This window comes from Paenibacillus sp. 79R4 (assembly GCF_013393165.1).
In the GTDB taxonomy this organism is placed as follows: Bacteria; Bacillota; Bacilli; order Paenibacillales; family Paenibacillaceae; genus Fontibacillus.
In genome coordinates, this window is record NZ_QJOT01000005.1 from 200,526 (window position 1) to 221,369 (window position 20,844).

Annotated in this window: 16 protein-coding genes and 1 tRNA gene; 4 read left to right on the forward strand and 13 right to left on the reverse strand. The window is 48.9% G+C overall.

Features of this window, described 5'->3' with window-relative positions; all coding sequences use genetic code 11:
• Window positions 1-20: 20 nt before the first annotated feature.
• The 6 genes from ruvB to DMN77_RS24130 all read right to left on the reverse strand — a co-directional run bounded on the left by ruvB (window position 21) and on the right by DMN77_RS24130 (window position 5,545).
• The gene (ruvB, locus tag DMN77_RS08860; protein WP_179014484.1) at window positions 21-1,037 is read right to left on the reverse strand and encodes a Holliday junction branch migration DNA helicase RuvB; all 1,017 of its coding nucleotides are present in this window, start codon (window positions 1,035-1,037) and stop codon (window positions 21-23) included.
• Window positions 1,038-1,207: 170 nt separating this feature from the next.
• On the reverse strand, window positions 1,208-1,825 hold the full coding sequence (gene ruvA / locus DMN77_RS08865) for a Holliday junction branch migration protein RuvA (RefSeq protein ID WP_068779802.1): 618 nt from the start codon (window positions 1,823-1,825) through the stop codon (window positions 1,208-1,210).
• Entirely contained in the window at window positions 1,822-2,325 is a 504-nt protein-coding gene (gene ruvC / locus DMN77_RS08870; RefSeq protein ID WP_068779801.1) for a crossover junction endodeoxyribonuclease RuvC, read from the reverse strand. Before ruvC ends, ruvA begins: the two co-directional genes overlap by 4 nt.
• Window positions 2,326-2,810: 485 nt before the next feature.
• Entirely contained in the window at window positions 2,811-3,503 is a 693-nt protein-coding gene (locus tag DMN77_RS23840) for a BofC C-terminal domain-containing protein (protein ID WP_068779800.1), read from the reverse strand.
• A 136-nt stretch (window positions 3,504-3,639) separates the two neighbouring features.
• Window positions 3,640-3,713 (reverse strand) — tRNA-Pro (locus DMN77_RS08880).
• Window positions 3,714-3,805: 92 nt separating this feature from the next.
• Window positions 3,806-5,545, reverse strand: coding sequence for an ABC transporter ATP-binding protein (locus tag DMN77_RS24130; RefSeq protein ID WP_179014487.1), 1,740 nt, complete (start codon window positions 5,543-5,545; stop codon window positions 3,806-3,808).
• Between the two features lie 211 nt (window positions 5,546-5,756).
• On the opposite strand from DMN77_RS24130, the gene DMN77_RS08890 reads away from it, so the two are divergent.
• The 3 genes from DMN77_RS08890 to DMN77_RS08900 all read left to right on the forward strand — a co-directional run bounded on the left by DMN77_RS08890 (window position 5,757) and on the right by DMN77_RS08900 (window position 10,595).
• A complete protein-coding gene (locus DMN77_RS08890) occupies window positions 5,757-7,133 on the forward strand; it encodes an ABC transporter permease (protein WP_179014669.1) in 1,377 nt (458 codons plus the stop codon).
• 13 nt (window positions 7,134-7,146) lie between these two features.
• Window positions 7,147-8,631: an ABC transporter permease gene (locus tag DMN77_RS08895; protein WP_068779798.1), complete on the forward strand. Its 1,485-nt coding sequence runs from the start codon at window positions 7,147-7,149 to the stop codon at window positions 8,629-8,631.
• A gap of 140 nt (window positions 8,632-8,771) precedes the next feature.
• Complete coding sequence (locus tag DMN77_RS08900; RefSeq protein WP_179014489.1) at window positions 8,772-10,595, forward strand: ABC transporter substrate-binding protein; 1,824 nt, start codon at window positions 8,772-8,774, stop codon at window positions 10,593-10,595.
• Window positions 10,596-10,727: 132 nt separating this feature from the next.
• Here DMN77_RS08900 and DMN77_RS08905 read toward each other — a convergent pair whose 3' ends face one another.
• Entirely contained in the window at window positions 10,728-11,525 is a 798-nt protein-coding gene (locus DMN77_RS08905) for a Nif3-like dinuclear metal center hexameric protein (RefSeq protein ID WP_068779796.1), read from the reverse strand.
• A 144-nt stretch (window positions 11,526-11,669) separates the two neighbouring features.
• Complete coding sequence (locus DMN77_RS08910; protein WP_179014491.1) at window positions 11,670-12,638, reverse strand: helix-turn-helix domain-containing protein; 969 nt, start codon at window positions 12,636-12,638, stop codon at window positions 11,670-11,672.
• A 173-nt stretch (window positions 12,639-12,811) separates the two neighbouring features.
• On the opposite strand from DMN77_RS08910, the gene DMN77_RS08915 reads away from it, so the two are divergent.
• Window positions 12,812-14,218 (forward strand): MATE family efflux transporter, encoded by a 1,407-nt coding sequence (locus tag DMN77_RS08915; protein ID WP_068779794.1) that lies wholly within the window; start codon window positions 12,812-12,814, stop codon window positions 14,216-14,218.
• 110 nt (window positions 14,219-14,328) lie between these two features.
• Here DMN77_RS08915 and pgmB read toward each other — a convergent pair whose 3' ends face one another.
• From pgmB to DMN77_RS08940, 5 genes are all read right to left on the reverse strand, one after another.
• Window positions 14,329-14,991: a beta-phosphoglucomutase gene (gene pgmB, locus DMN77_RS08920; RefSeq protein ID WP_179014492.1), complete on the reverse strand. Its 663-nt coding sequence runs from the start codon at window positions 14,989-14,991 to the stop codon at window positions 14,329-14,331.
• A 44-nt stretch (window positions 14,992-15,035) separates the two neighbouring features.
• Window positions 15,036-17,243, reverse strand: coding sequence for an alpha-L-rhamnosidase-related protein (locus DMN77_RS08925; RefSeq protein WP_372775621.1), 2,208 nt, complete (start codon window positions 17,241-17,243; stop codon window positions 15,036-15,038).
• A gap of 443 nt (window positions 17,244-17,686) precedes the next feature.
• Window positions 17,687-18,526 carry a carbohydrate ABC transporter permease gene (locus DMN77_RS08930; RefSeq protein ID WP_068779792.1) on the reverse strand — a complete coding sequence of 280 codons (840 nt, stop codon included), beginning with the start codon at window positions 18,524-18,526 and terminating at the stop codon, window positions 17,687-17,689.
• A gap of 20 nt (window positions 18,527-18,546) precedes the next feature.
• Window positions 18,547-19,440 (reverse strand): carbohydrate ABC transporter permease, encoded by an 894-nt coding sequence (locus DMN77_RS08935; RefSeq protein ID WP_068779791.1) that lies wholly within the window; start codon window positions 19,438-19,440, stop codon window positions 18,547-18,549.
• A 60-nt stretch (window positions 19,441-19,500) separates the two neighbouring features.
• Window positions 19,501-20,811, reverse strand: a complete 1,311-nt coding sequence (locus tag DMN77_RS08940) for an ABC transporter substrate-binding protein (RefSeq protein WP_068779790.1) — start codon at window positions 20,809-20,811, stop codon at window positions 19,501-19,503.
• Window positions 20,812-20,844: the final 33 nt, after the last annotated feature.

Genomic DNA, 20,844 nt, shown 5'->3' on the forward strand with positions numbered 1-20,844 from the left:
TAAGATTGAACTTGATCTTGTTATTGGCCCTTACCTCTGTCTTCCGGATAAGGAATTCCCAAGTGATTGTAAGCAGCAGCTGTGACCATTCTGCCGCGCGGCGTCCGCTGTAAATAACCGATTTGCAGCAGATAAGGCTCATAGACATCCTCGATCGTCTGACTCTCTTCGCCGATTGTTGCTGCGATCGTATCCAGTCCAACAGGGCCGCCCCGGAAGCTGGTGATCATCGCATTGAGCATCTTATGGTCGATCATATCCAGGCCCTTCGGATCTACCTGCAGCATCTGCAGCGCTTCTGCGGCAACGGCCTCCGTAATCATTCCATCACCGCGAACCTGGGCATAATCGCGCACCCGCTTCAGCAATCGATTGGAAATTCTTGGCGTCCCGCGCGAACGCAGTGCAATCTCATCAGCTGCATCGCCAACAATCTGTATACCGAAAATATCCGCACCACGGGAGACGATATAGCTCAGTTCTTCCATCGTATAGAACTCAAGTCGACTGACGATGCCAAACCGATCCCTGAGCGGAGCAGACAGCAGTCCAGCCCGGGTCGTAGCCCCCACTAATGTAAAAGGCGGCAAATCGAGCCGTACCGAACGCGCGCTGGGTCCCTTGCCGATCATAATATCCAGCGCCGAGTCCTCCATCGCCGGATACAGAACCTCTTCGACAGTTCGATGCAGACGATGAATCTCGTCAATGAACAGGACATCGCCCTCTTGCAGATTGGTGAGCAAAGCCGCCAAATCTCCGGGCCGCTCAATCGCCGGCCCGGATGTCGTACGCAGATTTACGCCCAACTCATTGGCAATAATGTTAGCCAGTGTTGTCTTCCCGAGTCCTGGCGGACCATACAGCAGCACATGATCCAAGGCCTCTTTGCGCATTTTTGCCGCGTCAATATATATCTTCAGATTCTCCTTGATCTGATTCTGTCCAATATATTCAGACAAGTAGCGGGGCCGAAGGCTCAGCTCCTCCACTTGATCCTCCATCATTAAATTCGCGGAAATGATTCGATCCTCCATCGCTCTCCCACTCTCCTTCCATCCTGTCGCCTATTAGAGGTTGTTTAAAAATTCAGCCTGTAATCAGAAAATCGTTCGAAGCCATCCAAGGATGAGCGACCGCGATCCGGAGGCCGATTTTCTTGCGATATCGAATTATATCAGCTTGGCCGATAGCTTATGAAATTGCATTAACCTGCATATAACAGCTTGAGGGCTTTCTTCATTAACGAATCAACCGCTTCATCCGCGTTTAACTGATCCTTCAATTTCGCCCACACACGATCAAGCTCCGCATCCGTATAGCCCAGCGCCTTCAAGCCTTCCCTTGCCTCCGGCCAGCCCGGGCTGACATCCTCCAGTTCTTCCGCATCCGCAGAGACCGGATTGAACAGGGTTACGCCTCCGAAACCCTCAAGCTTGTCCTTAAGATCCAGAATCATCCGCTGCGCCGTCTTCTTACCGATTCCCGGCAGCTTGGTCAGGAAGGCGATGTTCTCGTTATGAATCGCGGCAATCACTCCATCCGGATTGCCGCCGCTAAGAATCCCGAGCGCTACGCGCGGACCGATGCCCGATACCTCGATCAGCTTGCGGAACAAGCGCTGCTCCTCCCGAGTCGGGAATCCGAACAACAGTTGAGCGTCCTCCCTGACATGGTGGTGAATATACACCGTAATCGCATCCTGCCCCTTGGCCGGAAATACGTACGGGTTCGGACAAAACACGCGGTAGCCCACACCCTGTACATCAAGCACAATATATTCCGTCTCTACATAAGCAACCTGGCCTCGTAAAAAATCGATCATGACCTCAATACCTCATTTAACTTGGAATTTAAAGTGTATGAATGAGCGTGGCAAATAGCAACCGCTAATGCATCGGCCACATCATCCGGCTTCGGAATCGCCTTCAGCTTCAAGAACATCCGGGTCATCTCCTGCACCTGGCGTTTCTCCGCTTTACCGTATCCGACGATGGCCTGCTTAACCTGCATCGGTGTATATTCGGCAACGGGCAGTCCCTTCTGGACCGCTGCAAGCACGAGCACACCCCTCGCCTGAGCGACCGTCATCGCCGTCGTTACGTTGCGATTGAAGAACAGCTTCTCAAGTGCCACCGCATCAGGCTGATATTTCTCGATCAACTGGACCATTCCTTCGTAAACATAGAGCAGCCGATCTTCCTCCGGCGTATGAGCCTTCGTCTCAATGCACCCATACTGAACCGGTGTACATTTGCTGCCCTCCTTATCGATAAATCCAAACCCGACAATCGCAATTCCCGGGTCTATCCCCAATATTCGCAAATACAATCTCTCCCTAATATCCACTTTTGATAAGAAAACCTCTAACGAGGCCTTGCAATGATGAGCGACCGCGAGTCAAAGGTTGGTTTTCTTGTGATTGCGATATAGAATTTCTGAACTTATGCTTCCTCGGGAACTATTTCAGATCTCAGGCACAAACAACGTACGCTCTGCCCCGCAGTCCCTTATCTTTTCCAGCTGAAGCGTTTCAAAGAAACGTACATCGTAAGCCTAAGCTTCGCTGCTGAATAAAAGACCTTTTGAACTCGCATTTCACGCCTTTATATTAATAATTCATCCAGATAATCTTGCAAATTCCGCTTCACCAAGCCGGAAAGAACGCATGTCCGATAAGCGAACATATGTATTCACTTCATTATAACAAAAGATTTCCACCCTTGCGGAAAAAGTTTAAAGGAATAACTAAAGGAGCTATCCCAAGTAGATATCACTACTTATGGAATAGCTCCCGTTCTGGCCTTGTTCTATTTATGCTGTTTTAGTGCTTCCTGCGATACTTCTACTGCGAAATCACTGAAGGTTGACAGCACACTGTTATATTCATCCACATCCTGGACGCGGATTCCTTGCTGCAATTGCCTCACTACATCTTCAGGCAGCACACTCTCCATCGTCTCTACATCCAATTGGAAAAAAGTACGCAGCACTTTCTCCTCCTTGGGCGGTCCTTCAAATAGGCTCAAATTCCCATCTTTATCGATGCCCATATACCCTGATCGCTGACATTCCTCGGATAATCCGACGATATGCTCCTCCAGCCAGACTTCGCCAAGCGAATCTACCCGTCCCGTCCATTCCGGATGCTCCTCGGCCAACGCTTCGATTTCCTTTGCATCCATAATGCCAAGGACAGAGCGCTCCTCACCACAGGTATATACTTTATTTAAATGGACGATACGAGCCCGCTTCCGATCCTGAAGCACCTTGACCCAATCAGTGGATGACGGTCCAGCCTGATCCTCGGCATAGCTGCGCAGCTTGCCTAGCGTCTCAAGCGCAAGCGGCTCACCGGTCATCAGCTTCTCAAGCTGACCGGACAGCTGTAATCCCATCCATGCCATTGCCGCAACCACAGCGCAGGCACTAAAGGTCCAAATCGCACGTCTCCATCTTTTCCAGCGTCTTCTCCATTGCTTTTTTGTACGGAATATATTCACGATGATCCCCTTCTATCGACCTTTTTGATCATGCACTAATATTGTGACCGATAGAATCAGGAAATATACGGCGTTGCAAGCTGTACACTCGTCTGTAAACGCAAAAAAACAGCCATTCGCAAATGACTGTTCTTGATCGGGACGACACGATTCGAACATGCGACCCCCTGGTCCCAAACCAGGTGCTCTACCAAGCTGAGCTACGTCCCGAAGTAAAAAACCTGACAAAGAAGATAATAGCACATCCGCCTTGGTATAGCAAGGAAAAATAGATATAAAAGAGAAAGGGGAATAATCAATGATTATGCCCCTGCCATAGCCACCCAATGTCCTTGAGAGACCTCTACTAATCTGGAATGCTCCAGCTGATACTTGTCCACATCGGAATAATCATGGAGGGCCGATCTCGTCTTCTTCGCTTCGATCCTCGGATCAGGTACCGGGATTGCTTTGAATAACGACTTGGTATATTCATGCTGCGGATTGGCATAGAGCTCCTCACTCTCGGCGAGCTCCACGATCTTGCCCATATACATCACAGCTACTCGATCGCTGATATGCTTCACCATAGAAAGATCATGAGCGATGAACAGATAGGTCAAACCAAGCCGCTGCTGCAGCTCATCAAGCAGCCTGACGACCTGTGACTGGATCGATACATCAAGCGCAGAGAGCGGCTCATCGCAGACGATGAACTTCGGTTCGACCGCAAGCGCGCGGGCAATCCCAATCCTCTGGCGCTGTCCCCCCGAGAACTCGTGAGGATATCGCATGGCGAAGGAAGGATCCAGTCCTACCATATCAAGCAGCTCCTCAACTCGCTTCTTTCGTTCCTCCTTGCTGCCGACAAGGCGATGGACATCGAGCGCTTCTCCGATAATATCAAGCACCTTAAAGCGAGGATTCAACGAAGCGTAGGGGTCCTGGAAGATCATCTGCATATAGCGACGCAACGTCTTCATTTCCGCTGAAGTTAGACGGTTCACCGCCATCCCTTGATATAATACCTCTCCCCCTGTTGGCTGATGCAGGCGAAGAATTGCCCGCCCGGTCGTCGATTTGCCGCTGCCTGACTCGCCGACAAGGCCCAGCGTCTCTCCTTCGCGGATAGTGAAGCTGATATCATCGACGGCCTTCAATATATTGCCCTTGCCCAGATCAAAATGCTGTCTTAGCGATCTAACTTCCAGCAGCGGACGGGCACTATCCGAGTTCGTCATGATCAGAGGCGACGGCTTCGCCTTCTTCTTCTCGTCCAGTCTGGGCAGTGCATTTAGCAGTTTCAACGTATACGGGTGCGAGGGCTTCTCGAAGATTTCCTCGGTCGTGCCGCTCTCTACAATGGACCCTTCCTTCATAACGACGACCCGATCGCACATTCCTGCGACCACCCCAAGGTCATGTGTAATTAAAATGATCGATGTACCGAATTTCTCCTGAATATTCTTCATCAGGCTCAAAATTTGCGCCTGAATCGTCACATCCAGCGCCGTTGTTGGCTCATCAGCAATCAGCAGAGCAGGACGGCAGGCCAAGGCAATCGCGATCATCACCCGCTGACGCATCCCGCCGGAGAACTCATGCGGATATTGATTATACCTGACCTCGCTATTGCGGATCCCGACCAGCTTGAGCATTTCCAAAGCCTGCTGCTTCGCTTCCTTCTTTGATAGCTGCTGATGCTTGATCAGACTCTCCGAGATCTGTTTTCCGATTTTGATGGTCGGATTTAAGGAGGTCATAGGATCTTGAAAGATCATGCCGATATCACGGCCGCGAAGGCTCTCCATCTCTTTCTCCGAATAATCGGCCAGATTTTTGCCCAGAAAAGAAATTTCTCCAGCTTTCATATATGAAGGGGGCGAAGGCAATAAACGCATAATTGAACGAGCCGTTACGCTCTTCCCGCTGCCAGATTCCCCTACAATTCCCAGGGTCTCTCCCTTTTTAACCTCGAAGCTGACCCCGCGAACCGCCTCAACTTCCTGTTCACGGGTTTGAAAGGAAACCGTTAAATCCTTCACTTGTAATATAGTTTCCACATTAATCACACCTGTCTAGTATGTAATATCGTTAAATCTATCATTTCTAGTGTTGACATAAAAAACAACCTACCATAATATATACTATATCCATCGGAATAATGCAAATTTGCACATCAGGAGGGGAACTATTGTGGAAGTTGCCAGAGCAACCAAAGAGCAAACCAGAGAATCGCATTTTATCCGCTACATAAGTAACACCTATGCCAAAATGCTGCGGAATCCTTCCTATAAATATTTTTTACTCATTCTGGGAGCACCCGTTAATATCGCTGTTCTGCTATTTCATATCTCTCGCCGCAAGAATGATATCTATCACACTCTACTTGAGGAGACTCGTCTCGAATTGCTTGAATCCGGCTATATGGGACAACTGGTAGAAGAGACGCGGGAGCAGTTGCTGAAAAAACAGCAATTCTTCAGACAGAACGCAAGCGCGGAGCAGACGGAACGCGAGGCCCATAAAATAGCCAAGGCCAGATTTCAGGAGGAGCTGACCGAAAGCACGAATCGCAAGCTGCTGCTTAACGGACAGCAGAGATTGAGCTATGCCGAGACATTTGCCTCATGCATTCAGAGCCGGGCCTTTTTGCTTCTCTCGTTCATTCCCGGGATTTTTATGTATCTGCTGATCCTCCTATATAGCAGTCCTTATATGAAATATGTGTTTGAGAGATTGCTAATGAGTCTGTTCGTCATAATGGGCGTATCGGTGCTTGTCTTTACGATTTTGCATTTGTCACCGATGAATCCGGCAGCGAATATTCTCGGCGAGACGGCTACGGAAGATCAAATCGCTAACTTTAATAGAATCTATGGATTGGATCAGTCTTACCTATCCCAGCTATGGAACAACATCAAGGGAATCGCCACCTTCGATCTGGGCAAATCGTTCGCCGGCAATGAGCAGGTGACCGCGACAATCGCCAGGAAGTTTCCTATCACCTTTACGCTGACGATGATCTCCCTGCTCATGTCCATGATCATCGCCATCCCCGTGGGGATTATATCCGCGATGAAGCGCAATTCCTTCTGGGATTATACGTTTATGTTCATTGCCCTGATCGGCTTGTCCATTCCAAGCTTCTGGCAGGGGCTCATCTTTATATTGAATTTCTCGATCAAGCTGCACTGGCTGCCGGCCACGTATAACCCGCAGAACTGGCTGTCGATCATCATGCCGACAATCGTGCTGGGAACCGGGCTTACTGCCTCCGTTGCCAGAATGACCCGTTCTTCCACCCTGGAGGTCATTAACGAAGATTACATGATTACGGCCAAAGCCAAAGGGCTGAGCAAGCGTCAGGTGCTCTGGAAACATGCGGTCCGCAATGCGATGATCCCGATCATTACCGTCATCGGCTTGCAATTCGGCGGGATGCTGGGCGGATCAGCGGTCACCGAGAAAGTATTTAATATTAGCGGGATCGGCAGCTATATCGTAGATAAGCAATTTATCCCGGATATCCCGAGCATTATGGGCGGGGTTGTCTATACCGCAATTACGATCTCGCTGATCAACGTCATTATCGATATTTTGTATGCCTTTTTCGATCCAAGAATCCGAACCAGAATGAAACAATATTAAAGCAGGTGTAGATATGATCAAGACGAACTTGAAAACTTCCGAGGAATACAGCAAAGCGATCTTCGCTCTGGTGGTCTCCCTTGCCTTATCCGTACTGCTGCTGCTGAACAGCTACGATTTCTCAGCACAGACCGTTAAGCCCTATGTCTTTGCTGCTTTTGTGGCGTATGCGTTATTCACGATCATTCAGTTAGCCATTACCCTGCTAATCAGGAAGGATATTCTCCGATACGGAGAGATTAGAAGCTTCACGCGCGCACTCGGCTATGTACAACTGGCTAGTATTGTGACAGGGAATCTATTCACGGTCACTTCCGCCTTTTATCTCATCAAAAAGCAGAGGACCCCGGAATATGCTCTGGCCGTGTATACCTTGCTTACCGGGATCTTCGTTATTGCGATATCGGCGTTAAATCTGTTCAAGCCGTATGTATCCGATACATTTCTGCCGGCAATGTTCCTTTTGGTCATTGTCAGCCTATTTCATCTCATTGCATTACTGCTTGTGGCGAAGTATGTACGCGGCCGCCAAACCATCGCTTCGTGGATGTCAGTCGTAGCTTGTCTGCTGATTCTGACCTCTGCTACCGGCAATCTGTTTGCCCTGCTGCTTGGCATTAATCTGCTGCTGAAGATCCGCAATCAAGGGAATCCCGCCTCAGCAAAGTGGGAGGACATCTGGGAGAAAATTACGAGAAATACAGCAGCGATGATCGGCTTGTTCTTTATCATCTTCCTGTTCTCGATATCGATCTGCAGCCTGTTCACCTTCGATTACGCGATGGCAACCGAGAATAACTACAGCGCGATATTGCAGCATCCGAGTCTCGCTTATCCGCTTGGCACGGACAATTTCGGCAGATGTCTGTTCTCGCGCATCATATTTGGTGCACGTACTTCCCTGATTGTTGGACTGATCTCCACAGCGATCCCTCTCGTGATTGGCGGTATCCTTGGAGCGGTATCCGGCTATTATGGGCGGCGCACCGACAATATCATCATGCGGCTGCTTGATATTCTATATGCAATTCCCGGGGTGCTGCTGGCGATTGCGATTATAGCCGCTTTTGGCGCCAACACCATCAACCTGATCCTGGCGTTAAGCATCGGCTCCATTCCTACCTATGCCAGGACGATGCGGGCCAATGTACTGTTAGTCTCTACCTTCGAATATGTGGATGCTGCCCGAGCTTTCGGATCCAAAGATACCGCCATAATCTTCAAGCATATCGTTCCGAATTCTCTCGCACCAATGATTGTTAAGGCGACCTTAACGATTGGCGCGGCGGTAATCTCTACAAGCAGTCTCAGCTTCCTCGGTCTCGGTGTAGAGCCGCATATCCCGGAATGGGGAAATATTCTGAAGCTGGGCAGCACTTACTTGGAGACAAATTCCTACTTGGCAATTTATCCCGGGCTGGCCATCATCGCTCTCGTTCTCTCTTTTAACTTTCTTGGAGACGGGCTTCGCGATGCACTGGATCCTAAATTAAGCTAGCGTCATATTTATCTGGTATGTACTGTTTACTATTTTCGGTTGGCCTTCATTTTCATCAGCTATGCGGAGCATGCCTCTCATTTGTCGCATGGGAATGAATCAATATATATAACAAATAACAATTCAGGAGGGAACTATTCATGAAAAAATCTTCTTTGCTTGCACTGCTGCTTACGTTTGTGCTGGTGGCGAGCGGTTGCTCCGTAAAAACCAAGACAGATGCAGCAAGCAACCCGGATAACTCTGGAACAACGCCTGTCCAGAACAATACCCCGGTAGATATTGAAGTACTGAGCATGAGTTCAAATGAATCAGATATCAATATTATTCGCGACCAGTTAACGAAAAACGGCTTCAATGTGAAGCTGAACATTCAACCCGACTATGGCAGCTTCAAGGCACAGGAGGATGCGGGTAACTTCGATATCGCCCTGTCCAGCTGGACAACCGTAACCGGAAATCCCGATTATGCGGTTAGATCGCTGTTCAAGACCGGCGGCGACTACAGCATTATCTCTGATCCGGAGCTGGACAAGCTGATCGATGAAGCCGCCACCCAGACGCCGGATCAATACACAGAGACCTACAAACAATTAGAACAGCGTCTCGTATTTGACAAAGCTTATATTGCTCCGCTCTATATTTCCCTGAAGAGCCAGGCTGTGAACAAGGATGTGCTGAACCCGGATACCGTTCGACTCTCGAAATCCCGTGCCCTGGCTTGGGAGAGCATCGATTTCAACGATACATCCAAACGGGACAAGGAGCCGCTTATTCTGACGCAATCTGCTTCAGTCCTGACATCCTTGGACCCGATCAAAGGCAATGACGGGTCGATTAACCAGCTTAATACGAATATGTATGTACGCCTGATCAACCTGACGGATGATGACAAAATTACGTCTGACGGCTCTCTATCCTATAATCACAGCATCGCAGAAGGCAATACGGAATACTACTTCCTCCTTAGGGACGATATTAACTTTGCCAAGATCGATAACAAAAAAGCTGCCGACACCGGTGAGCGCGTAGGTGCGGATGACGTCATCTTCTCCCTCGACCGGGCCAAGGACAAAAACTCGGTACCTGATCACCGGACATACAGCTTGCATGAGCATATCAAAACCATTGAGACCGTGACGGATCTGACCGCGCTGGACAATGTCAAGCAATCTTCAGGCAGCGGTACAATCAAGGAAGCGCTGGAAGCGGGACTCGATACGAAGATCAAAGAGCTTGTAGCTGACAAGAATCAAGCCGACAACAAAGCAGGTAAATACCAGGTTGTGAAGCTGACAACAACCGAGCCTTTCCCGCAAGTGCTGAATTACCTGGCGCACCAGTCTGCCGGGATCGTCTCCAAGAAGCAGGTGGAGAGCATCAATACTTATGATGTAGCCAAGTTCGATGTGAATAAGGATATTCCTTACGGGGATCAAAACACAGTGACCGAAGGAAGCAAATACAACAACACTCTGTATGCCAGCGGACCCTATATTTTGTCTTACAAAAATGACTATGAAGGCATCTTCTACAAGAATCCTGGCTATCGGAAAGGTACAGAGTCCGAACCTAAAATCTCAACTGTAAAAGTCCGTTTTATCGCCGATACCGATAGCGCTCTGTCCGCGCTGCGCAGCGGTGAGATCCACCTCTACTACGGTGTGCCGGAGACGAAATTTGATACGATAGAGAGCGATAGCAAGCTGAAGCTGCAAAGTATTGAGAGCAATGCTGTATCTTATCTGCTGTTTAATACGAGCAATCGTGATGTAGCCAAGAGCGATGATCTGAGAAAAGCCGTGCTCTACTCGATCAATCAGGATGAGTTCCTGCAATTCTATAACAACAAGAAGATCAAGGCAGTATCGACCGTTAGTCCGATCGTCAAGACCGGCAACGAGCTGACGGCTGATCCGGCCAAGGTGAAGGAATACCTCGATAAATACAACGCGGCAAAATAAGCCGCAAACCCTATAATCTCCCAGCAAACGGGAAAAGAACCCTCGAATCCAGGCCATAATCCATTATGGCAGATTCAAGGGTTCTTTATTTAATGCGGTTGTTAAGAAGGTCCGCTTTGAACTGTCACTTAATTATAAACTATCAAATAACGGCTCCTCGGAAATAAAATGAACAGGCAGGTCAGGCAGCTTCGTCTGGAGCGATTCAGCTAAGTATTTCATCCCCGGCGCCTCACTCGCCGCATGTCCCAGGATCAAGAGTGCCCTCGGTTTATTTTGCGAGAGCGAATCCTTAACATATTCCGGCGTTTCCCATTCCGGCCCCTCGCCATATAGAATTAAATCGAGATTTTCCTGTTCAAATAGGGGAATTGCCGGATTTCCCCCGCCTCTGTAGCCGACCAGAACTCCGATTCTTTCGCAAGACATCGTGCGATCGCCAACGATTTGCACTTGTCTCAAGTCCAGCTGGCTCTTAACATGGGCTGCTATTTCCGCAACCGTCATCCGCGGCAGTCTGATTATCGCGGCAAAGGAACGATATCCCTCCAGTTTATCCAACCAGCCCAATTCCCGTACCAAGCCAGAGGTGATGCCATCCGGCCGGGAGCGATGTATCCCGTCATGATAGCGATAGACGGCAATTCCGCTTTGCTCGATCCGTCTTTTCTTCTCATGTACTACAACTGTTTCCGCAATCTGCTCCCCTGGCGGAAAATGACTATAAAATAAACCTTCATGGGTAATCAGCAAATTGACCCCGAGGGACTTCGCCCTTGCAATGACAGGCTGGCTGGCTATGAAAGCCGTGGCGATTCCCTTCACTGCCGTATCCGGGTCCCCATACTCCAGCCCGTCGACACCGTTCTCCGTAGAGCCGCCGCCAGAGTCTGCCAACAGCTCCAATACCTCACGTATGCTTATACTCATTGGATTTGATACCCCCTGCCTCGTCTCACCTATAAAAGGGTGGACTAATCCTCGGATCTTTTCCTTCAACCTATCATGCTCACAGACAAATAACCATAGCCACTTCTATCGGAAGTTTATCCAAATCAAGCCCTGCCGACAAGCTTACAGCTTGCTGCGTCTTCTAAATTCAATTGGCGTCAGTCCGGTTATCCGTTTGAACACTTCGGAGAAGCTGGCATGCCTCTGGTACCCTACAGCGCAGGCAATCTCGCCAACTCCCTTCGCTGAATCCAGCAGCATTCGCTTCGCTCGATTCATTCGGATTATCTGTATATATTCGGTAATCGTTAATCCATATGCCCGTTTGAAATCACTGGTTAATTTGCTTGAGCTCATACAAGCGATTTTTGTGAGTTCTGCCAACGGGATCTGTTCGGCATAATGCCGTTCCACATAGCTCTTTACCTTAGCCAAGGCCTCCAAATCCTTAACGGGAATTTCATGAGCAGCATGAACCATAAGCTCATTCGTTCCCCACTGCATCACCAGTGAAATAATCTCCAGAACCTTGCCTTCATAGTACATTCGCGCGAAATGGTCGGTTGGCTTGGACGCGCGAATTTGCTTCAATATCTGTTCCACCTCCGGGATCGTACCGGTGCCGTCAAGCCTGGTGCAGATCGTAGGCAAAGCCCTGAAATCCTCCGAATATTTTGCCGGCAGAATCTCTTGATAGAACTCCGGAAGCCAATTTATGCTAACGCCCCGCACAGGCATATTCTTCTGAAAAGTCTCTCTATGTGTACTCTTATTCCCCATGCACGCGATCAGATTCTCTGTCCGGGAGGCCTTTCTGCTGCAAATCAGTCGGGCTAACGGTGATTCGTAATACCCTAGACTTAAAGAGGCCGGATGTTCGCATTGAAAGGATATATCACGATAAAATACAAGGTCGCATACAGCAATCGCGTGCCAGCGATCTATGGGATAAATCCAGTAGTACCCTCTTCCTTCTGTCGAGGCAAGGCAATAGCAATAACCGCTGCGTTTGAAGTTATCCCCTCTCTCCACGGGGATCAGCCCGATCCCGGACAAATAGGGCAGAAACAGCTTATCCAATATGTTCTCCAAGGCTCATCCCCCCGTATTTACTGCTGGAAGCCTAAGCTTTTCCCCTAAAAACCATAGTTGCTCTCCACGTATTGACGCTAAAAAAAACAAATTATATGATAATGATTATCAATATCATTTAATTGATTTTAAATTACATTCTTCTATAAATCAATGTTGCGGGAGGGTTCACCTTGAATGAAGAAAACACATTAGAGAAGGATGAGCAAACGAAGCTCATATTAAATGAGAAGCTGTACAAAGTCATGATCAGATTATCCTGGCCAGCTATCATCGCTATGGTCTTATATGGCTTAAATGCCGTTATTTCAGCCTTTTTTGTTGGCAGATATGTTGGCGAGAACGCATTGGCCGGCGTCTCGGTCGCCTACCCGTTAAGCCAGATCAGTGCAGGACTAGGCTCTCTTATCGGGGTCGGAGCAGGATCCGTATTAAGCATTGCCATCGGTCGCCAGGACAAGAGCACCCAGAAGCGACTGCTTGGGAATGTAAATTGCCTCGCCCTAATTGTCACAGCCATCTATATGATCCTTGGTCTGGTCTTCTCTACTCAATGGATCAAAATGATGGGTGGAGAAGGCGAAGCATTATTTTTCGGCGATCAGTATTTTCGCATCACAGTCCTCTGCTCCTTCTTCTGGATCTATGGGCTGGCTGCCAACATGATCATACGGGCAGAAGGCAAAATGAAATCCGCGGCTTTGCTAATGGCGATCGGTCTTGCAGCTGACATCGCGTTCCATTATATTCTTGTCGTTCTTCTCGATCTGGGGGTAGAGGGAGCAGCGTGGGCCACGAACATCGGCATGATTGTATATACGCTGCTGGGCTGGATTTATTTTAAGGGCGGATTCTCCTCCTTTAAGACAAGCACGTTCGCTTTTTATTGGAATGGCTCTATCCTAAAATCGATCACAAATCTGGGTATGTCCTCGCTGATCATGAACATTATGAACTTAGTGCAAGCCGTCATTGTATTCAACGCACTCGCCAAATACGGTACGATGCTCGATATCGCTTTCTACGGGGTGGTATACCGAATATTTACCTTCCTGCTCACGCCTATTTTCGGCCTAATGCGCGCGCTTCAGCCTGTGATCGGAATAAACTACGGTGCCAGACAGTATGACCGGGTCATCAGCTCGTATAAAGTTTTCACCTTGGCTTCAATGCTGCTGACCTTGCCATTCTGGATCCTTTCGATGACCGCTCCGCAGCTCCTTCTGGGAATAATGCTGCCCGATCAAGCCTTCACAGGAGCCCAATTGCTGCATTTCCGAATTTATATGGCGATTTTGCCCCTTTTATCTTCGATCTTCATGGCAATGACCTTCTTCCCTTCTATTAATAAAGGAAGGCCGGCCGTGCTCATCGGGATTGCCAGACAATTGGTGTTCTATGTTCCAGTCATGCTGCTGCTTCCCAGAGTATTAGGCGTATCCGGTATCTATTACGGCTCGCTAGGCATTGATACTATCATCGTGTTATGGACTGTGATTATGGTCAGACAGGAATTTTTAGCTCTGAAATCAGCAAAAGCTGAGGATTCCGAAGCAGCCGGACAGCTCAGTTGTACTTAATACTGAGCTGTCTGACGCTCTCGGCCTCCTCAGCCACTATAATCAGGCTGACTTCACTTCACAGCCTGATGGATATTCAGGTTCATCCTGTCTCCTGGTGTCTCCTGCTTTTACAATAAAGAGTTCAACAGGTCCACATTCAATCCCGATGTGTTCGGGAGTACAATATCGGCGCCAGCTGCTTGCAAGGCTTCGGCTTCACTGATGCCAACCGCCTTCATTCCGGCTGCTTTGATGGCTTCAACTCCGGCTGTTGCATCCTCGATACCCACGCAATGCTCCGGACTCACTCCAACCTCCTCGGCGCCGCGCAGGAACAGATCTGGCGCTGGTTTGCCGCGCTTCACAGAATCCGGATGAACGACATAACGAAACAGCTTGTCGATCTCCAGGGAACGCAATATTTGCGGCGCATTTTTGCTTGCCGAAGCGATGACGGCCGGAATGCCTTGGGCCTTCAACTCAGTCAGCAATGAGACGATCCCAGGATAGGTATCGGCCGGAGTAAGATTAACCAGCAATGAGACATAATGTTCATTTTTTTGCCGAGCCAGCTCCGCCTTCTCCTCCTCTGTATAATCGTTCTCCTTGCCACCTAGTCGCAAGATTCGCTCCAGTGATTCGCCGCGGCTTATTCCCTTTAACGTCTCGTTAAATTCACGGTCGAACGGAATTCCGATCGATTCACCCAACTGCTTCCAAGCTACATAATGGTATTCCGCAGTATCGGTAATGACACCGTCAAGATCGAAAATAACTGCTTCCAGCTTCATGCTCTCACTCCAACTCCTCTTGTTTATTTATAACCTTAAGGGATTTACAGGCTAAGTTCAATGAGTTTCTCTGTACTTGTGACCGTCTGTCCATTCCATTCTACAGTGACAGTCCAACCGGCATCATTACGGATTTGTCCAGTTAGAACGCCGTCTTGTTCTGTCAGAGACAGGTCAAATTCAGCATCGGCGATAACCAGACGCTCCAGCGTGCATGCTTTGCCGCTCCAGGCTGAAGGCAGCTGTGGTCGCAATGTCAATTGTTGACGGGCAGCGAACGGGGCTACACCAAAGAAATGCCGTATAAACGGAACGGCCAGCGCATAGATTGTCCAGGCCTGGACAACACAGCCGTAATCCGGCGACATCTCCGAAAAGGAACCTGGGAGGGCGCGTGAGAAGCTGCGGCGCATCCGGTTCAAAAGATCAAGCGCGGCATCGGCATTTCCGTTAGCTGCCTCAGCTACTGCATGTGCCCCGGTAGAGATCGTCATCGTGCCTTGCTGGAATGTTCCGGATAAGTACGTACCGTATTCACCGATAAATGTATCGTTACGCATATTATCCAGCGCTCTGCGCGCCTTAGCAGGATCGGCAATTCCCGCTTCCATCGGAGTGACAATAACCCAGTTCTTGTTCAGCAGCCAACCGTGATCCGCATCAGCAGTTCCGCTATTGGCGGCTTTGGCCAACAGACCTTCTACATACTCGCGATAGTCGGTCACCCCCTGCCCTTCGGCAAGCGAGACAAGATAATCAACCTTCGGTGCTACATCGCGAGCCGGTGCAACTGCATCGGCATACAGGCCTTCATCCTCCTGCCAAAATGAGCGATTGATCGCATCTATGCAGCGCGTTGCTAGTTCACTGTATTTGCTCTCTGCCGCAGCGTCTTGTAAATATGCGCTCATGTCAGCCATAGCTTGCAGTGCTTTTGCCGTATAGACAGCGCTGTCGATAAGCTCCATATTCAGGCCAGCGATTTCAATAATGCCGTAACCCGAAGGGAATAGATCATGATCCGGGTCCATCTCCTCCAACAGCCAATCGATGCCTTTTACACAATAAGCATAATGACGGCGCAGTAGTTCTTCATCCCCTGTCCAGCGGAATAAATCCCAGACAAAGGCGATATAATGCGCTGTCTCCTGCGTATTGCCCGGGTTGGATACAGCGCCAAGTGTCGTCACCTCATGGATGAAGCGACCATTGCCGTTAACCTCCTCGGATTTCTGCAGCAGCAAATTCAGCGTGTCCTTGGCAAGCTGCGGATCGCCAATCGCTAGCACACCCTGCAAGGAATAGGTATTGTCACAGCCAAACCACCAAGGATAGGTTGGTCCGCCGGCAGTCAGCGCACGTCCGGTCCCATCCACCTTCTGGATCAGCCATTGGTTATTCCACTTGGCCCAGGCAAAGACTTCATTCCAGTCCGTTTCCCCCTCGATCGTAAGCTTGGCCCGATCTGCCACAGCATTGTATACCGCTTGCTTCTCAGCAAGAAGCTCTTGATGATGCTCAGCGATCTGACGATATGAATCCGTACATTCTTCTGCGGATAGATAGGAACCAGCCACAAACAGATTGAAGCGGCGGCTCTCGCCAGCCGGGATCGTCAGTTCGGTTCGGAAGGCAATCCCGCAGCCTGCTCCGGCCGTGAATTCCGGACCGTACAGCTCGGCTCCAACCTCCAATTGATCCCCCGGCAAATCCGAACCCACTTGCACGAACCAGTTATTTTCTGGGTCGCGAACAAGCACCTCCCGCGGATTCAATACGGAAGCTTGATCTCCGGCTCCCTTATGGATACCGACCTCATCCGAGTACCAGACCGGCCGCAGATCGGTGCGCGCGAGCAGTTCTACCTGCAGATGAAGCTCTCCTTCGCCATAATGACGAAGCTCATATCCCGCCGTCATGCCTTTAACTTGTTCAGGCGCAAACTGCGTGCGCTGCATAGCTACAGGGATATAGCTAAGGCCATGATCGTAATGGAAGCGACTGCCCCAGGGCTCGCTTGTAAACCCGTCAGCCCGGGACCAGACGGAGATATTCCGTTTCGTATCAGTCAGCTTCAGCCAGAAGCCGTCAAGCAGTTTAACCGGATGCAGCCAGACCCCGCCCATTTCATTAGCTATATGATGGCCGAAATCGGGAAAGTACCCGTCCTGTGTTCCACAAATCTTGACGTATTCTCCGCCGTTATAATATAAGTTGAATGGATGTTTGCTATTGATGCCAGCTATCTTCACCTTCATCTCCTCCATCTAATAAGCGGTAATTCCTCTTTTGATCACGAAGCAAACCTGAAAGGGTTTTCGGCATCGAATCTTGAATTCAGCCGGGTCTTCCGGTGCTCACGTACAAACTACGTACGCTCCGCTCCTCATACCCTAGCTTCATCCAATCTTCTCGGTGCTGAAAACCGGACTTTTTGAACCTTATTTTATGAGGTAATTCAAAAAGTCCTCTTTTGATCACGAAGCAAACCTGAAAGGGTTTTCGGCATCGAATCTTGAATTCAGCCGGGTCCTCCGGTGCTCACGTACAAACTACGTACGCTCCGCTCCTCATACCCTAGCTTCATCCAATCTTCTCGGTGCTGAAAACCGGACTTTTTGAACCTTATTTTATGAGGTAATTCAAAAAGCCCTCTTTGATCTCTCATTATAAGAACATGAATGCATTCAGCCCATCAGCCTTTTACAGCCGAGGATATCGAAATACCTTCAATGAAATATTTTTGCGCTATAAAGAACAGGATCAATGCCGGCAGCATAATGAGAATCGTCGCAGCCATCAGCATGTTCCACTCGACATTATACATCCCTTTGAACATGGACAAGCCAAGGGCCAGCGTATACTTTTCATTGGAGTTCAGATAAATCAATGGTCCTTGGAAGTCGTTCCATACGCCCATAAAGGTGAAGATCGATACCGCGATTAACGGAGCCTTCGAGAGTGGAGCCATGATCCAAACGAAAATTTGCCAGCGGCTCGCCCCGTCTACAAATGCCGACTCATCGAGTTCGCGTGGAATACCGCGCATGAACTGACGAATCAGGAAAATGTTAAACGCCCCACCACCGAAGAATGCGGGCAGGATCAACGGCAAGAAGGAATTGGTCAACCCTACTTGCTTGAAGAGCAAAAACGTCGGGATCAATGTGACCTGGCTTGGCAGCATCATTGTAGCCAACAGGATCAGGAACAAGGTCTGTTTGCCACGGAAATTAAAGCGCGCGAATCCATAGGCGCTGAGAGCGCCTGTAAAGACGGTCCCTATCATCGTAGGAACGAGAATAATCAGCGTATTGCGTAAAAATAAAAAGAACGGAATTGCTGTAACTGCATTCGAATAGTTGGACCAGATCCATTTCTGTGGAAAGAATGAGTTGCCGAATACTTCAGCCGGTGTCTTCAATGATGTAGATACGGTCCACAGCAGCGGTACCAGTACAATGGCCGAGCCCGCGATCAGAATAAGAAGAGCGAGCCACTGGGATAGATTAATTTTTCTGAGTGAAGTTTGCATAGTAGGCCTCCCCCTTCCTTTTAGTCTCGATCATCGCCCTGGTAATACACCCAGAAGGACGAGCTGCGGATAACCAGAAGCGTGAATATTAAAATGATGATGAACAATATCCAGGAGAGTGCGGACGCATAGCCCATGTCGAATTCGATGAACGCTTTGTTATACAAATACAGATTGTAGAACAAGGTTGAATTGAGCGGACCGCCATTTGTCATAACGAACGCCTGGGTAAAGTACTGGAATCCACCGATAATCCCCATAATCAAATTGAAGAATATAGTCGGGGTAATCATCGGCATAGTGATGCTGAAGAAACGGCGGAAAATACCGGCCCCATCAAGCTCTCCGGCCTCATACAAGTCCTCGGGCACCCCTTGAAGACCCGATAGATAAATAATGATTGTGTTGCCGATTCCCCACAGACCCATAACAATCAGCGCACCAAGCGCATAGCTCGGATCTTGCAGCCAAGCCGGACCTTGAATGCCGAACCAACCTAAGGCCTCGTTCAGAATTCCGTATTCCGGGTTGAAGATCATAACCCACATCATCGAAGTGGCAACAGCTGGAATTACAGACGGCATAAAGTAAATAAGGCGGAAGAACTTCATTCCGCGTGAACGCATATTGAGCAGTACGGCAATCAGAATCGAAGCGACCTGGAATAACGGTACCGATACCAATGCAAAAATAAAAGTAACCTTCAGAGACTGATAGAACAGCGGATCATGGAAAATCGCTTTAAAATTGTCCAGTCCCACATATTGAATGGATTCAACGCCGGTGATAACATCCCACTTGCTGAAGGATAGGATCAGCGAAAAGATCATCGGCCCAAGCGTGAAGATGATAAGTCCCACTAGCCACGGAAGAATAAACAAGTACCCCGCCCGATCCGATTTGGTATTATTCATGACATCCTCCTTGATGGAAGCGGGCGAGGCGCCTTATCGACACCTCACCCGCAGCGATTTTTACTTAAGTTTAGAATCCGCAGTTTTCGCCGCTTCATCAAGCGCGCTCTTCACATCTACCTTGCCAACAAGAATTTTCTCAAGGGCTTGAGTGAATGCATCTTTGAAGATTGGACCGTTAGCAGAGCGCATGGTTACTGGCTTACGAGCAAAGCTCATCATTTCAATAACCGGCTTATCCTTCTCTTCAGTAGCCTTAACTTCTTCAAGTTCTGCTGTAGTTGCCGGCAATACTCGGCCGTCTATGGAACGAAGCTTCTGAGCATCGGTACCTGACAACCATTTCATCAGTTCGAAAGCTTCTTCTTTATGCTTCGTCTTGGAGTTCATTGCCCAACCTGCAGCAGCGATAATGCTTGCGCGGTCGCCGTTCGGACCTTTTGGAATCAGAGCGGAACCGTATTCAACATTCGATTTATCCAAGTCGGCTTTGATCCAACGTCCTGTAACCATCATAGCCAGCTTGTCGGTCATGAACATCGAGGAGTCTCCACCCATTGTTTCCGTGTCTTGCGGTGTTGGGGAAACTCTGTTCGGACCTGTCGACAGGTCTACATATTTCTGGATAGCATTTACTGTTTTTTCACTGTTCATGAAGCCTTCAGCTTTAGTGCCTTCTTCGTTGGCAATGTCAGTGCCATAGGCCCACAGATAAGTGTAGATCGGGTATTCCCAGGTTCCTGCATTATAGCCGAATTGCGTATACTTGCCGTTCTCTTGCTTGGTCAGCTTCTGTGCTGTCGCGATCAAATCATCCCAAGTCCATTCATCGCTAGGGTAAGCAATGCCGGCTTCATCAAAGATGCGTTTGTTAAACCAGAGTGCCAATGGGTTGAAGTCTTTAGGCAGGTAGTAAAGCTTGTCGTTGATGCGTTCCATGTCGATCAGGTCCTGCTGATACATATTCAGATCGAAGGAGCTGTCCTTAGCAACATAATCATCAAGCGGCTCAACTACACCTTTATCTACATAAGCATAGAAATCGCCTTCACCAATCAGGAATACGTCAGGAGCAGTACCACTAGCCAGCGAAGTCGTCAGCTTCGTTGCATAACCATCGCCAGGTACAGGCTCAAATTTAACTTCAATATTAGGATGAGAAGCATTAAATTCATCAGCCAGCTTCTGCTCGCTGGAGCTGCTGCTTACATCGCCCCAAGTCGTAAATGTAAGCTGTACTTTCTCTTTGCTGCCGCTATTACCAGCAGAGCTGTTGCCCGAATTTGCTGTGTTGCCGCCAGTGGAGCAAGCGGATAGGAGCAGAACGGAACTTAGCACTGCTGCAAGGGTAATCGACAATTTCTTTTTCATTTCAATGACCTCCCTAAATATTTGACTTTATGA